This window comes from Peribacillus sp. FW305-BF15 (assembly GCF_058783805.1).
The window spans coordinates 14,953-30,427 of sequence record NZ_JBYSYV010000014.1; the positions used below are offsets into that span (position 1 = coordinate 14,953).

The window sequence follows — 15,475 nt, forward strand, 5'->3', positions numbered from 1 at the left end:
GTCTCTCTCATTTCTTTTTTTATAGAATAAAAGGAGAGGAATTGGAATCCCTCTCCCTCGCAGTATTATTTTCCAAGAAAACTTTTGGAAAAGAAGTCTAATTGGTAATCTAATGTGATTGGATCATTGAAGTAGAATTTTTTTGCATCCGCTTCATACAGTTTATTGTTTTTAACGGCAGGTATGTTTTTAAACGTGTCAGTTTGTTGGAATGAATTGTCCTGATCTTTGTTATTGCTCAAAATCACATAATCACCTGCATAGTCTTTAAGGACTTCTAATGATAAGGCAAAGTAACCATCTTTCAGTGCCACTTCTTTTACCTTTTCAGGCATACCCAATTTCATTTCTTGATAAAGGATTTCCGTTCCACGTCCCCAATTATCACCGTATACATAGAACTGTTTGTCAAACTTTTCGAAAACGGAAACGGTAGCATCTTCTCCAATTTTGGCTTTAATTTCATCACCAGTTGTTTTTGCCCGTTTTTTGAAATCATCCACCCATGCTTGAGCTTCTTTTTCTTTATTCAAAAGTTTACCGATTTCTACATGTTGTGTTAAATAGTCAACTTTTCCGTATGTATAAGTTACGGTTGGAGCAATTTCCTTTAATTTATCGACATTTTTAATCGTCGATAAACCAATGATTAAATCCGGATTCAACTCGATGATCTTTTCCAGGTTTTCGTCCGTCACTTCTTCCACATCTTTTAACTCTTTAAAATTCGGGTTCATTTTAGACCAGGAATCAACCCCTACAAGGTTAACATCCAAAGCCATTACGTTACCTGCGAAAGATGATAGTACTAAAACACGCTGAGGATCTGCGGGAACTTCAACAGGACCATTTTCAGATTGATAGGTGATGGTACCTGATTTTTCTTTTTTGGAAGCGGAGCTTTTTTCTTTTTCGGCTGACTCGTTACCACAAGCGCTAATAATTAACACTAACAGCAGTATAAACGGAAACATTATCTTTTTCATTTGTTGTCAAATCTCCTTTTAGTAAGTTGTATGTGCTGCACATTGGTTTGTTCGTTCGTTGATCTCGTCCGATTACCGCATCAATATGGAATACTTCCTTAAGAACTTCATGAGTGATGACTTCTTCACAATCTCCTGCTTTGACTATTTCCCCGTCCTTTAAGGCAATGATATAGTCGGCAAAGCGAGCAGCTTGGTTTAAATCATGAAGAACCATGACAATTGTACGTCCCTGTTCTACATTCAGCCTCTGTAATAATTCCAGAACCTCCAGCTGATGGGCCATATCCAAATAGGTGGTCGGCTCATCAAGGAAGATGATTTCCGTTTCCTGGGCAAGGGCCATCGCAATCCAAACACGCTGGCGCTGACCTCCTGAAAGAGCATCCACGGGACGGAACTTGAAGTCTTTCGTGCCGGTCACTTCAAGTGCCCAATCAATCACATCATAGTCTTTCTGGGTCAGGCGCCCAAAACCTTTTTGATAGGGAAAGCGCCCATATGATACGAGCTCCCCAACCGTCAAACCGCTTGCACTCTCGGGTGTCTGCGGAAGTATGGCCATTTTTCTTGCAAGGATCTTAGTGCTTTCTTTTGAGATATTAACCCCATCTAAAACAACCGTACCTGATTGATTTGGAATGATTCTGGTGATCGCTTTCAAAAGTGTCGATTTCCCACATCCATTTGAACCGATGATCGTTGTGATTTTTTTATCTGGTATTTCCACACTGAGATCTTTTACAATTAAACGTTCACCATAACCAATATTCAAATTCTCTGTATATAGGCGAACCATTTTTTAACCTCCATTTACTGAAAAAAATAGGTAAGTAAAAATTCAAATGAAAATGATTATCATTATCCATTACTTAATTACTATAATTCTATCTAAATATATTGTCAATGGTAATTTCATGGTCATATAAGAAGAATTTCTGACAGGATTTTTGGGGCCGGTCCGTATTACCGACTGACAATGAAAACAATAAAGATCCCGGAGACGTTCCCGGGATCTTTACTGTTTGCCTCATACTCAGCACTTTGGCAAGAATATTCCTAATAGGCCATTTTCATTAATCAATGTTTCTTAAATCCTTGCTTCTCAACATAATCCTTCATGTACAGCCTGCTTTTCTTTCCAAGCATTCCTGCCATTTGCCCGGTCCAGGTGTCCTTTCGTTTACCTTTAGTCCGAAGCTCATAATAACTGGAAATCGTTTCATTATACTCTTCAAGTTGTCCGATGAACTCTTGCTTATCCTCCTGATATCCATTTTCATGATAAATGTTGGACAACGGCAAACGCGGCTTTTTATCCGAACGGTTTTTCGGATATCCGACCGCTAGAGCGAATAATGGTATAACACGATGCGGTATATTCAAAATCGCTGACACTTCCGGGAGATTATTGCGGATCCCGCCTATATAGCAAATGCCTAGATCCATCGATTCTGCCGCCAATGCTGCATTTTGGGCCGCTAGAGCCGCGTCAATACAGGCAACCATGAATTTCTCGGTACTTTCAATCGATTCGGACAGGTCCGTGTTTTCCATTTCGGAAACCATATCCTGACGATATAAATCGGCGCAAAAGACGAATAGATGTCCATTCTTCTCTACATATGACTGTGGTCCGGCAAGTTCGGCAAGCTTGGCTTTCTTTTCCGGGTCGGTTACCCCTATGATTGAATACGCTTGAATATAACTTGAAGTCGATGCAGCTTGGGCACATTCCACAATCGTATTGATTTGCTCCCCAGACAATAACTTGTCCTCAAAGGAACGAATGGAACGGTGATCTAAAATCCTCTCAATAATGTTATTCAATGCTCCCACCCCTAAAGAATATGTAAAGTATCCATCATCGGGGCTAAAATGCCCCCGATGACAGTATTGATGAAACTTAACCTTTTGTTTTCAAATCCAATTCACGGTAATTTTGCTGTCTAAGTGCTTCATAAACCAAGATGGCTGCCGTATTCGACAGATTAAGGGAACGTACTTTATCCGTCATTGGAATCCGCAGGCACCGATCCATATTTTCTTGGATCAGATCTTTCGGGAGACCCGTCGTTTCACGGCCAAAAATGAAGAATATCTCACTTTCTTGATCACTGTAATCGAAGCTGGAATGCGGCTGCTCCCCAAATTTCGTCAAGTAATAAAATTCGCCGCCGGCGTTTCTTTCAAAAAACTCTTCTAACGAATCATAATAATGGATCTTTACATTCTCCCAGTAATCGAGCCCGGCCCGTTTGAGCTGTTTGTCATCCGTCGAGAAACCGAGCGGGCGAATGAGATGTAAAGACGTATCCGTCCCTGCACATGTTCTTGCGATATTTCCTGTATTTGCTGGAATCTGTGGTTGATATAAAACTACATGTATTGACACTTCATTTTCACCTCTAGTTTGAACTTCACCTTAATTATAGCATTAAACAAAAAAGACTAAAAACCTATCACCCTCCATCCAAAATCACAAAGAATTTATAAACGATGTTCGGTGTATATCTTGTTGAATCCTCATACGTCCAATATCGGTGACGGCTGTTCATCGTATGTGCATTCACAAGCGGCATCCCGTCCTGATCCTTCGCCGTTACAATCAAGTTATGGTCAAACCGTCCGTCCCCTTCGAAATCTATGCAGAGGATATCGCCCAAATTCAATTCCTTGGCCGACTCCACCTGCTTTGTCCTGATGGCATTCCCGGCTTTAAGCAGATGATATAAAGAATGAGCTGTCGTCCATGTATAACTCCAGCTTTTCCCCCTTATCCACCAGCCCTTATTTTTATTTGGCGCCCCCCACATCGGTATTCCCCCTGCATGTAAACATTGTGAAATGTAATTCGTACAATCATCGGTGAATTTATAATAAGCCGGATTGAATTCATTCCACCAACGCTCGGCATATTGAACGGCCTTCATTCGATCATACCTATATGCGAGACGATCTGCGCCTGGATCACATTTTGGCGGTGCCTCTTCGGTTTCAAAGCTGGGAATCAACTCATTTTCATCCACTATATACCCATTTCGAAACCGTGCCTCCCTTTCTTCCATTTCTTCTTCTATATAAAATGAATCTTCCTGTTTCAATAAATATTGCAGATGGACATGATAGGTCAGGACTGTATCCCTGTCTTCCTTTCTCTTCGAATGTACCTTGCCTGCCGCATTCACCCGAACAATTTCGGCGGCGCGGTTCCTCAACATTTTCTTCTTCAAATGTAACTTCCTTTCACCCCGTTCCAGATCATCTGAAGTATAGAACTCCACTCTTTCTTGTAAAAGGCGTTGCAATTGTTCCCTCAAGTTCATGCCCTCCTTCTTACCATCTATGCTAATGTGTATGTACGAGGGCATGGACAAAAACACAACTTCATAAATGTGGGAGTTTCAATCCTTAACCATAATGAAACTTTTTATAAAGATTTTCCTTGAAGGAACCGGAATATCTTAAGCAAAGGCTGTTTTCACATACTTTGTTGCTATTTACCAAGTAGTGCGGTGTGGTTGATTTCCCCTCCAGATGCTCGCTTTCCGCGGGGCGGGCGGTGAGCCTCCTCGGCGTAAACGCCTGTGGGGTCTCACCTGTCCCGCTGCTCCCGCAGGAGTCTCGCACTTCCGCTCCAATCAACCTTAAATAGTTTCGTTTTAAAAACAACCAATCTTTACGAAAAGAGCCTAAGCAAAAAAGCCGCCCCGTTATATTTACGAGGCGGCTGCATTTTAAATATTATTTTGTTTCCAAGGTAAACTGCAGTCCTTTCTCAATTTCCGCCAATACCTCTTCATCCTTTTCCTTCATTCGTGCTTCTTCCAATGCGGAAACAGCCTGCTCCCGGCCAATTTTCCCAACTGCCCAGGCCGCCGTCCCCCTGATGACAGGTCGCGGATCATTCTTCATGACCTGTATCAATAGAGGCAATGCCGTTTCATCTTTGAAATGGGCCAATGCTAAAATGGCATTTCGTTGGATTGGTTTTTTACCGCGCCAAGAGCCAGATACATGGCCGTATGTCTCTTTGAAGTCCCGATTTGAAATTGTAAGCAGGGGTTTTAACAGCGGTTTCGCCAGCTCGGGATCGGGTTCCATTTCTTCATGAAAATGAAAATCCATTCCTTTGTTTTTCGGACAAACGGTCTGGCATGTATCACATCCATACAAACGATTGCCTATTTTCGTCCTGAACTCATCCGGAAGGAAACCTTTTGTCTGTGTCAAGAACGCAATGCAACGCTTGGAATTTAGCTGCCCGCCCTGAACGAGCGCTCCAGTCGGGCAAACATCGACACATTTATTGCATGTCCCGCATTGATCTTCCATCGGTTGATCCGGTTCAAATGGCAGGTTGGTGATCATATCTCCCAAGTATACATAAGACCCGAACTCCGGTGTGATGATCATACTGTTTTTTGCACTCCAGCCAATACCTGCACGCTCAGCCACTGCCCTATCTGATAACTCACCCGTATCAACCATGGACTTCATCATTGCCCCGGGCACTTTATCTTTAATGAAATTCTCAAGTAACTGCAATTTATTACGAAGAACGGTATGATAATCCGTTCCCCAAGACGCCCGGCAAAAGATCCCGCGGCGTTCACTTTTTGTACTTTGCGGAGCATCCTTCAATTTCGAAGGATAAGCAAGCGCAATCGAAATGATGGATTGCGGTTTATCGAATATCAATTCAGGCCTTACCCTTTTTTCTATATCGTCTTCTTCAAACCCTGACTGGTAATCCAGTTCCTGTTGACGTATCAGCCGACCTTTCAGTTCGGTGAAAGCCGTAGCCGAAGTAAAGCCGATTTTATCGATGCCGATTTCCTTACTATATAAAATCACTTCTTGCTTGAATGAGTTCATATCCATATTAATCACCTACGTTCATTCAGTATTCCCATTGAAGCTTGAATCCATTTCAAACCATTGCTATCTATGATAAACTAATTGCAATCATTTTTGGAGGTGAAACGGTTGGAAATTACCGTATCAGCTAATCTTAGCAGTAAAATCCCTGAATTTAAAGTCGGGGTCATTACATATGAAAACATCGAAGTCGGTCCCTCCCCGCAAATGGTGAAAGGAAGACTTCAACTATTTCAGGAAGCTCTTTTCTTCGACCTTGAAGAAAAGGAATTGACCGACTTTTCCGGCATTAAAGTGTGGCGGGAAATTTTCAAGGCTACAGGAACAAACCCGTCACGGTATCGTCCCTCCGTGGAAGCCCTATACCGCCGCGTGAAAAAACAGAATTACTTGACGCCCATCCATTCGGCCATCGATTTGAATAACTTCTTCTCACTGTTATATGAAGTTCCGATCGGCATTTATGATGCTGAAAAATTAACGGGAGACATCTCGATCAAGATTGGCGAGGGGGCAGATGGGTATGACGGTTTGAACGGCCGCTTCAATTCCATGGAAAATATGATTACCTCAGCCGATCATGCTGGCGCATTCGGAAGTCCCTACGTTGATTCAGAACGCACGAAAGTCACTGAGGAAACGAAAAAAGCCATCCAAATCATTTATTTACAACCCAATACTTCAACCACGGAAGCAAATCAGCTAACGAAATCCTTGATGGATATGTTCCTTGAAATCCACGGTGGTGAAGGGACTTACTCGATTATGGAAGGATAATTACGGAAATAAACCCTTTCCACAATCGGAAGGGGTTTTTTCATTATTGTTCCGCTTAATAAAACCAGTGAAAAAGGTTCTTAAAAATTTCTTTTCAGTCGATTCCAGAAATCTGCTCCCTTTCCGCCGACTGTCTGCCAAGCCTCCTCGACGTAAACGTCTCCGGGGTCTCGGCTAGCCAGTTACTCGGCAGGAGTGTCGCATATTTCTTCCATCCTTTAAGGATTAATGTAAAAAACCTCAAGGATCACATCGTCTTAAACTTGGTTCGGGATGTCCAGCCTACGGTTTTTTTCTTAATATTTCATTCCAGTCGATTCCTGAAATCCACTCCCTTTCCGCCGACTGTCTGCCAAGTCTCCTCGACGTAAACGTCTTCGGGGTCCCGGATGAAGGATGAATCAAAAATTTTTCGGGTATGACTACTGTATTACCGCTTCGATAAATGCAGGGAATTTGGACAATAAAAAAATCCCACTGTAAACAGTAGAATTCTTGTAATAATATTAAAACGCAAAGCTTCGTTCTCCAGGTAACGAAACCCTACGTTATGAGTATGTATTGGAGCGGGTGAAGGGAATCGAACCCTCATCATCAGCTTGGAAGGCTGAGGTTTTACCACTAAACTACACCCGCATATTCTTGTAGAAGTTTGTCGAATTACCAATCAACAAAATTAATTATATAGTTTAATGTGAAAAAATGCAACAGGTTTTTAAAAAAAATTAATAATTAGCGTATTGTAACGTTAATATATTCATTCACTCTAGTAAGTATGTTAAAAAGTCCTCTGATTCAGAGAACTTTTTTCATCCTATATGATGATTTAAGACCAAATGACTTCCATTAAACGCGGATAAACCTGCTGTGCCGTTTCAAGCAGCATGATTAACTTCCTGAACGCCAGATCCGGTACGATATCCCCCTCAATGGAGTATGAATAACGAATCGAAATGGTCCCATTTTCTTCATACAGCTTGGAATACCTGAAATTAGCATTAAATTCATTCAACAGTGTATGTACATCCTGTTTCTTTTCGGGGTTCTTCAACTCGGCGACATTAAAGCAAAATAAGTCCGCCACATTTTCATCTTGATTGAAAGCAAATACTAAAAGGACCTTCCACCCGTCCTTTAACTTTTGCTCGGCTCTAAAAAAGGTGGTGCCATCTTCATTCAACTCATTCATATAGATTTTCTCACTAGTTAAAAAATCACGAAATTTAGCAACGTTTGACATGGTTCATCACCTTTCTGTTTATAAGTCCATTTTATAATGAAAACAAGCATTTTTACAGACTTTTCTATTATCCTGCCAATTTCCTCCTATTAACAGGGGCGACCTTAAAAGGAAGGAAGTCATATATGAACTCCCTTCCTGGATTGATTATCCAGTTGCTTCTCCGCAAAACTGAAGCGCTACTTGCAGGTCCAAAATTCCCTGGCGGATTTTTGAGTATCCTTCCATTTCAGGAACTTCTTTATTCGTAAGTGGTCGACCTTTATCTGCCGCTATCGATGGCTTATCCTTCAAATGGTTTAAGAGATACTACTAATATATTTTACTAGAAAGGAAATCGGCCTTTTCCCGATTGAATATCGAAAAAAGGCCGATTTTGTTATAGCTGCTTAAAAATCACATCGAAGAACCTTCCTCAGCTATATTTCCATAAAACTTATAGTTGAGCGAATTCGGGTTCCGCAACTTTTACAAGCTGTTTTCCGAGGTTCGTTCCTTTAAACAGACCTAAAAATGCATCCGGTGTGTTTTCGAACCCTTCAATAATCGTTTCTTCATACTTCAGCTTTCCTTCTTGAAGCCACTTACCTAATTCGGTAGCACCCTCCTGGAATCTAGCAGCATAATTTCCAACTGTGAAACCTTTCATTAGTGCACTGGTTTTGATCATTGCCGATTGCAGACGCGGTCCTAGATCTTTTCCTTCCGCGTTATATGAGGAAATCGCCCCGCATAATGGAATTCGGGCATTCGCATTCAAAAGTGTAAAAACAGCATCGGACACCTCGCCGCCCACATTATCGAAATAAATATCGACTCCATCAGGAACAGCATTGGCTAAATCTGTCGCAAAACTATCACTTTTATAATTTACGGCTCCATCAAACCCGAGCTCTTTCGTTAAGTACTCAAGTTTTTCATCCGAACCAGCGATGCCAACAACCTTCGCACCTTTAATCTTAGCAATTTGTCCGACTACTGAACCAACTGCTCCAGCTGCTCCTGAAACGACTACCGTTTCACCTTCTTGAGGTTTACCAATATCAAGCAAACCAAAATAAGCAGTTAAACCGGTCATTCCAAGAATCCCCAAATGAGTTGTGACCGGAGCCACCTTGGGATCAATCACACGGATTTCCTTTTCAGTGACAACTGTGTATTCTGCCCAGTCGATATTCCCAACAACGACATCCCCTTGTTTGAAGGAATTCGATTTCGACTCAACAACTTCAGCAACAACGCCCCCCGTGATGACCTTATTCAATTCAAATGGAGCTATATATGATTTGGTATCTTGCATTCTGCCACGCATGTATGGATCGACAGATAAATATAGTGTACGTACTAAAATCTCATTATCCTTCGGTGTGGGAACTTCACTCTCAACAAAGTTAAAATCCCCTTTCGAAGGCATACCTTTCGGGCGATTTGCCAGGGTGATTATTTGTTGTTTGGTTTGTGTCATCATTGTTCCTCCTTGGTTTGAATACGTAATTTCGAAAAGAAGCGTATCACTGATGAAGTTCATAGGTCAAAGAATATGATTGGCTATTGCTTCCATAACACTATTTATGTATCCTTTCCTGAAAACCTCAAACTTGCTACAGCCTATTATGTCCCATTTTTTTCATTTTAATAAACGTTTCGCTCACCAGAAAAATTTAACGGCCTTTCCCCGATTGGATACCGGGAAAAGGCCGCAGCTTGAAATACTCTTTTTTTATTTTCCGTTACAGGGCTACTTCCCCTTCTTCTTATGAACTATTTCATGGATAGTCTACATCAATTTTGAAATGAACATCGTTGCAATTCCAAAGTAAATTAGTAACGAGAGTATATCATTCAGTGTTGTAATTAGCGGACCAGACGCAACTGCGGGATCGATGTTGAATTTATATAATATCAAAGGAATAATGGTCCCAGCTAAAGTCCCGATAATCAGGGTCATCACCAATGAACTTCCAACCACTAATCCCAAAACGGGATTTCCCTGCCAGACATAAGCTATGATGGAAATTAATATTCCGCAGGTGATGCCTATTATCAAGCCAACTTTCAGTTCCCGTATAATGAGCCTGGTCACGGCTCCTTTATCCGTATCACTAGTGATTAGGCCTCTTACAACAACAGCTAAAGATTGAGTGCCTGTATTTCCAGTCATCCCTGCGATCATCGGCATAAAGAAGGCAAGTGCAACAACTTTGGACAAGGTTTCTTCAAAACCGCTTATAATGGTTCCGGACACTAATCCGATGAATAAAAGTAAAATAAGCCAGGGCAGCCGACGATATGCGGCCACATGCGCCTTCGTGTCAAAGTCTATAGCTTTACCGGATGCCGATAATTTTTCAATATCTTCATTCGCTTCCTTAATGACAACATCAATAATATCATCGACGGTTACAATTCCTAATAACTCATTATTTTTTTCAACTACTGGAATTGCTAAAAAATCATACCGCTCGATAACACGAGCCACCTCTTCTTGGTCTTCATCTGCAGATACGGAGATAACCCGGCTGTACATAATATCTTGAATTTTTTCAGATTCATCATTTATTATTAAATCCCGATATGAGACAACACCTACTAATTTTTTATCATTATCTATTACATAAAGATAGTTGATCGTTTCCGAAAACTCCGCAAAGATTTTCAGTTTTTCAACTGCTTCACGCACCGAATAATGTTGGGGGATCCATACAAAACGGTTTGTCATGATTCTCCCTGCCGTTTCAGGGGGATAATTCATGATATTTTGAACGATTTTTGATTCTTCTTGTTTCATGCCAGAAAGAAGTTCTTCGATTTTTCCAGGGGATAGGTCCTCTAACAATGAAGCTAGATCATCATTATCCATTAAATCCATTACATGGCCGGATTTTTCTATTCCCAATTTACTAAGGATTTTTAATTGATGGACTTTCTCAACTTCTTGAATCAGTTCAGCGATTTGTTCTGAATCGAGTAACAACAAGAAGCGTGTATGATTTTTTTCTGGGAGCCCCTCAAAAATACGCGCAATGTCATATGGTTGGAGTTCATCCAATATCGCTTGAAATTCTTTCTTTTTTCCTTCTTTTAATACCTTTATGATCTGTAAAGTCATTTGATCTTCACTCCTTTTTAGGGGAGCCAAAAAATATTTCCCTTAAATATTAAAAGTAAAAAAAATATTATTATTCCCCTTCCAAAATCTTGTTTCCATTCACGAGTATGTCGTCGTGAATAGTTATCCAAATCCCTCACCTCCAGGAAAAAAATAAAAACACCTCCATTACAAATGAAGGTGTTAAATACGGTATATATGCGTACATTGTCTGGATGACAAATACAAACAGCCGTATATGACTGAATGACAAATACAAGCATAAATCCAGTTCCTCCATTCGTAGAGCTTTAGCACTGTGTGGCATAGGACAAAGCCAGCTACATTAAAAACCACCTTATGTCGATGGTTTCTGTTGACCCATTGGCGTCTTTCGACATTTTTGGGCAGTAGCGTATCTCCTACACAGGAGCCTCACCTAACGAGGATATTTAATTTACACATCCACTCTAAAAGAGTTTCATTTAGATGTCAATGGTTAATTCAAATAATTCTAACTTTGACCTGATATCCATCCCCAAAAAAGTTACCTGAAAAAAACACCGACTTTTGCTCTCCCGGTTATTATGCCTGATTGAATGTCCCTTCGATATTTTTTAAGAATTCCTCTTAACAGCCACAATTGCCACCCTATTTAAAAGGATACAACGGAGAAATACATGCAACTACAAGGGAAAATATTGGAATTACATATTGAAACTTACTTATAATGAAGACGGATATCCAATGACTGAGTCTAATTATTTTAAGAAAGGAACTGGCTCAAATGAAAAAAATTTTGTCGATTATATGTATTATCGTAAGTGCTGCTTTATTAATGGCTGGTTGCAGAACCAAGGACGAGGTGCAGGTGGAAGAGAAATCGAAGGAAGTGAGCTCATTGAACGCTATTGAAGGCAGATGGGAAGGAGATATTAAGATCCCAAATCAGCCGCTTCCAATCATTGTTCATTTTACGAAGAAAGATGGAACGATAAGTATTCCTGTACAAGGGTTGAATGAATTCCCCTTAACAAGTGTAAGGTTAAGTGAATCAGACTTATTTTTTGATATGAAAATCCAAAACCAGCAAATTACGTTTGATGGGAAAGTAAATCAGGATAAGATTTCAGGAACATTCGTTCAAAAAGGGCAAGCCTTCCCCTTTGAATTGCTCAAGAAATCCGATCAGGCAGTTGAAGAAAAAGAATCAGGTGAAATCGTGCAGGCCGACTTAAAGAACGGAACCATTAAAGGCCTTTTAGAAACACCAAAACATGAAGGGCCTTTTCCTGTGATGATTATAATTGCGGGTTCCGGGCCGACCGATAAAGATGGTAACACCATTGCAAATCCCGGAAAAAATAATAGTTTGAAAATGTTAGCCGAAAGTCTTGCTGAAAAAGGGATTGCAAGCATCCGGTATGACAAGCGCGGAATTGGTGAAAATATGCAATTGGCAGGAAAAGAAGAGGACCTGAGATTTGAACAGTATATTGATGATGCAGCTGCCTGGGTCCAATTTGCCAAAAAGGATGGCCGTTTTTCCAAAGTCGGCATCATCGGCCATAGCGAAGGCTCGTTAATTGGAATGGCAGCCGCAAAGAAAACAGAAACAGACATATTCATTTCATTGGCGGGTGCAGGTGAACCTATTGACCAAGTTCTCATCAAACAGCTTGAAGAGCAGCTTACACCGGCGTTATTAACGGAATCCAAAGATATACTGGCAAAGCTAAAACAAGGAAAACAAGTCGAGACTGTCAGTGCTGATCTGCAAAGTGTATTCCGTCCCTCTGTTCAGCCATACATGATTTCTTGGATTCAATATAACCCGCTAGAATCAGTAAAGGAACTGAATATCCCTGTTCTAATCGTAAACGGCAATAGAGACATTCAAGTGCCGGCAACTAATGCAAAAGCGTTACATGAGGAAAAAGGCGATTCAGAATTACTTATAATCGAAAAGATGAATCATGTATTGAAAGAAGCCCCTGCAGATCGAGCAGGAAATTTAGCAACCTATACAAATCCTGAACTGCCATTATCCTCTGGATTGGTGAGTGGAATCATTGAATTTTTAAATAAAAATGACATCACCAGAAATTGAGAATTGTGTCTCACCCGGGTTTGCAAAGATCACTCAAATGATTCTCGTGCCTACAATATTAAGGTAAATAAGGAGATCAAAATTGAAGATTATCGCTTTAAAATTACCAATTGATTTGAATGAAAATACTTATGAAGAAATGCTCAATTTGTGTTCTCGACAAAGACAATTGAGCATACCCAAATTACAAAAGATAAAGGATAAATACCGTTCTTTATTTGGGGAGCTATTAGCTAAGTGGTGCATAAGTGACAGTTTAAAAGATCCATTTCAAAATATCCAATTTGTCTTAGGTGAAAATGGGAAACCCCATCTAGCAGGAGGAAGAATTCACTTTAATATTTCCCATTCAGGTGATTGGGTTGTTGTTGGCATTCATAATGATTCCATAGGCGTTGATATAGAAGAGGTCAAAGATTTCAACATCTATGAAATTGCCAAAAGTACTTTTAGCAGTGAAGAACTAATGTATTTAATTAAATCACCCAAAGCTAATCAAATCGAAATTTTCTTTAAAATGTGGACGCTGAAGGAAAGCTGGTTAAAATGTATAGGTTCAGGTTTTTTGGTTCCTCCAAATACTTTTTCAATCTTGAATAGAAGGAATCGTTATAGTTTAGAAATACCAACTGAGGAATTTTCAAAAATAAAATCACTAGGTTTAAAAATTGGAAATACGTATGACTATCGTTTTAAGTTGTATCATCTTGGACCTGGGTATCCCATAAGTGTTTGTATTAATAACGGAAATGAAAATCACTTTGAATTCCCTGATAATATCGATATTATAGAATTGAATAGTTTAATAATTGAGTTGAAAACACTTTAACGGTTAGCCCTATTTGTTTTCAACTTCTTCAATTTTTTTACGCCTCGCTGAATGGAATCATATTAATAAAGCATCTTCATCACCTCAAGCTTTATTCATTCTATTTTAAAAAAATGAAGACTTTAGGCAATTCTTTCTAGATGGCAAAACAATGTTGAGTGGAACGTAAGGTGCGAGACGCCTGCGGGAAAAGCGAGTGCCTGGAGTGAAAATCAAAGTTCAAAATGTGCTACCGAAAAAAATGTAGACAAACTCAAATTCCATCGAGTTTGTCTACATTCCGAAGGCAGAATATTTCTGCCTTTTTTTATATTTTCTCCGATATACTCTGTCCAACTTTTGAATTATAAGCTAATATACTTTTTTGAAAGAGCATGAAAAATAGGAAAGCGCTTATTAAGGAAGAAAAAGCAGCGACCAGAAAAGCTCCCTCATGCCGAATCAATGGTACAAATGCTAGTAACTGTGGAGCAAATATTCGACTTATTGAATAGCGTATATTTGCCGCAGCAAAGTACTGTGCTTTTTGGTTAGCAGGCGCAATGCCAGCAATGTAAGAATCCTGTGTACTAACAACAAGTAATTCAGCTACTGTAAGGATTAAGACTCCTATAAAAAAACCTATATAATTTTGAGAAAAACCAAAGATAACCATGGAGAAAGCATACAAAATACTGGAACCAACAAACCCCAAACGGGTGCTATACTTTGAAGAAAGTCTAGCCGCCATGCTGCCTAAAATAATGACCAAAATCCCATTCGTCATTAACAAAGAAGCATAGTTTTGAGAAGCATTAATTGTAAAACCGAATATTGATGTACTTTCAGATAAACGATCTAGTAAAGTTGACGGAAGCAATATTTCTAACTGCATGAAAGCTTGAGCTGCAAATACACTGGCAACAACAAAAATTAAAAGGCGTTTATCTTTTCCTATAAGCACTACTGCTTTTGTAAACTTACCATTTGCATTCATTCTTTCTTCATTACCTAATTTTCTATCATCCTGAAATTCCGGAGTTTTCCATAGAGATATATATACTAAAGTCAGTACAGATACCAAGGCTGTTCCAATAAACCAAATAGGCATGGAATCAAATATAAAACTTCCTATAAGTGGACCAAGCGTCACCGCAACATTAAATATCTGGTAGGTGAATACATAAGCTTTTTTTTGTTCCTTTTCATCGAGCCAATCAGATATATAAGCTCTTCCTGCGGGTATATATGAAGAATAAGCTATACTCATTAAACCGAAGCTGCCAAACACCATTATATTGCTTCCAGCTATTCTTCCAATGATAAATAATATAGTCGCAACCAGAAAACCTATACTTGAAGATATCATCATAGGTTTTCTTCCTATCCTATCTGCAAAGATCCCACCCCAAATACCTGATATTACACCCAATACTGAAATTATGGCTAAAGCAAAAGATGCTAGGTAAGGGTTCCAGGCATCGTTTAAATATAAAACAATAAATGGAAATAGCATATAAAATAAAGTGTTTTGAATACCCTCAGCAAAAAATCTCCAACGCATATGATTTTTTTTCATACTAAA

Annotated in this window: 13 protein-coding genes, 1 tRNA gene and 1 riboswitch; of the genes, 3 read left to right on the forward strand and 11 right to left on the reverse strand. The window is 39.7% G+C overall.

Going from position 1 to position 15,475, the window contains the following annotated elements:
- Positions 1-65: 65 nt before the first annotated feature.
- The 6 genes from AC3WLU_RS15865 to queG all read right to left on the reverse strand — a co-directional run bounded on the left by AC3WLU_RS15865 (position 66) and on the right by queG (position 5,870).
- Entirely contained in the window at positions 66-986 is a 921-nt protein-coding gene (locus AC3WLU_RS15865; protein ID WP_145504876.1) for an iron-hydroxamate ABC transporter substrate-binding protein, read from the reverse strand.
- Positions 937-1,785, reverse strand: a complete 849-nt coding sequence (locus tag AC3WLU_RS15870) for an ABC transporter ATP-binding protein (RefSeq protein ID WP_057275622.1) — start codon at positions 1,783-1,785, stop codon at positions 937-939. Before AC3WLU_RS15870 ends, AC3WLU_RS15865 begins: the two co-directional genes overlap by 50 nt.
- A 281-nt stretch (positions 1,786-2,066) precedes the next feature.
- Complete coding sequence (gene nfsA / locus AC3WLU_RS15875) at positions 2,067-2,816, reverse strand: oxygen-insensitive NADPH nitroreductase (protein WP_413002556.1); 750 nt, start codon at positions 2,814-2,816, stop codon at positions 2,067-2,069.
- Positions 2,817-2,892: 76 nt separating this feature from the next.
- Complete coding sequence (trmL, locus tag AC3WLU_RS15880) at positions 2,893-3,381, reverse strand: tRNA (uridine(34)/cytosine(34)/5-carboxymethylaminomethyluridine(34)-2'-O)-methyltransferase TrmL (RefSeq protein ID WP_034315177.1); 489 nt, start codon at positions 3,379-3,381, stop codon at positions 2,893-2,895.
- Positions 3,382-3,448: 67 nt separating this feature from the next.
- On the reverse strand, positions 3,449-4,306 hold the full coding sequence (locus tag AC3WLU_RS15885; protein WP_098864967.1) for an amidase domain-containing protein: 858 nt from the start codon (positions 4,304-4,306) through the stop codon (positions 3,449-3,451).
- Positions 4,307-4,730: 424 nt separating this feature from the next.
- Positions 4,731-5,870 (reverse strand): tRNA epoxyqueuosine(34) reductase QueG, encoded by a 1,140-nt coding sequence (queG, locus tag AC3WLU_RS15890; RefSeq protein WP_492597531.1) that lies wholly within the window; start codon positions 5,868-5,870, stop codon positions 4,731-4,733.
- A gap of 105 nt (positions 5,871-5,975) precedes the next feature.
- Between queG and AC3WLU_RS15895 the strand changes: the two genes are divergently transcribed.
- Positions 5,976-6,644, forward strand: coding sequence for a B3/B4 domain-containing protein (locus tag AC3WLU_RS15895; protein WP_057275618.1), 669 nt, complete (start codon positions 5,976-5,978; stop codon positions 6,642-6,644).
- Between the two features lie 562 nt (positions 6,645-7,206).
- On the opposite strand, the gene AC3WLU_RS15900 is transcribed toward AC3WLU_RS15895, so the two are convergent.
- From AC3WLU_RS15900 to mgtE, 4 genes are all read right to left on the reverse strand, one after another.
- Positions 7,207-7,280: transfer RNA gene (locus AC3WLU_RS15900), tRNA-Gly, on the reverse strand.
- Between the two features lie 190 nt (positions 7,281-7,470).
- On the reverse strand, positions 7,471-7,884 hold the full coding sequence (locus AC3WLU_RS15905) for a YbjN domain-containing protein (RefSeq protein WP_053533892.1): 414 nt from the start codon (positions 7,882-7,884) through the stop codon (positions 7,471-7,473).
- A gap of 436 nt (positions 7,885-8,320) precedes the next feature.
- Entirely contained in the window at positions 8,321-9,349 is a 1,029-nt protein-coding gene (locus AC3WLU_RS15910; RefSeq protein WP_187050511.1) for an NADP-dependent oxidoreductase, read from the reverse strand.
- A 312-nt stretch (positions 9,350-9,661) separates the two neighbouring features.
- On the reverse strand, positions 9,662-10,993 hold the full coding sequence (gene mgtE / locus AC3WLU_RS15915; protein WP_492597532.1) for a magnesium transporter: 1,332 nt from the start codon (positions 10,991-10,993) through the stop codon (positions 9,662-9,664).
- 267 nt (positions 10,994-11,260) lie between these two features.
- Positions 11,261-11,426, reverse strand: a riboswitch (M-box (ykoK) riboswitch).
- A 333-nt stretch (positions 11,427-11,759) separates the two neighbouring features.
- Here mgtE and AC3WLU_RS15920 point away from each other — a divergent pair.
- Both AC3WLU_RS15920 and AC3WLU_RS15925 read left to right on the forward strand, forming a co-directional pair.
- Entirely contained in the window at positions 11,760-13,082 is a 1,323-nt protein-coding gene (locus AC3WLU_RS15920; RefSeq protein WP_492597533.1) for an alpha/beta hydrolase family protein, read from the forward strand.
- A gap of 82 nt (positions 13,083-13,164) precedes the next feature.
- Entirely contained in the window at positions 13,165-13,911 is a 747-nt protein-coding gene (locus tag AC3WLU_RS15925) for a 4'-phosphopantetheinyl transferase family protein (RefSeq protein WP_492597534.1), read from the forward strand.
- Positions 13,912-14,218: 307 nt separating this feature from the next.
- Here the strand turns inward: AC3WLU_RS15925 and AC3WLU_RS15930 are convergent, their stop codons facing one another.
- Positions 14,219-15,469: an MFS transporter gene (locus tag AC3WLU_RS15930; RefSeq protein WP_492597535.1), complete on the reverse strand. Its 1,251-nt coding sequence runs from the start codon at positions 15,467-15,469 to the stop codon at positions 14,219-14,221.
- Positions 15,470-15,475: the final 6 nt, after the last annotated feature.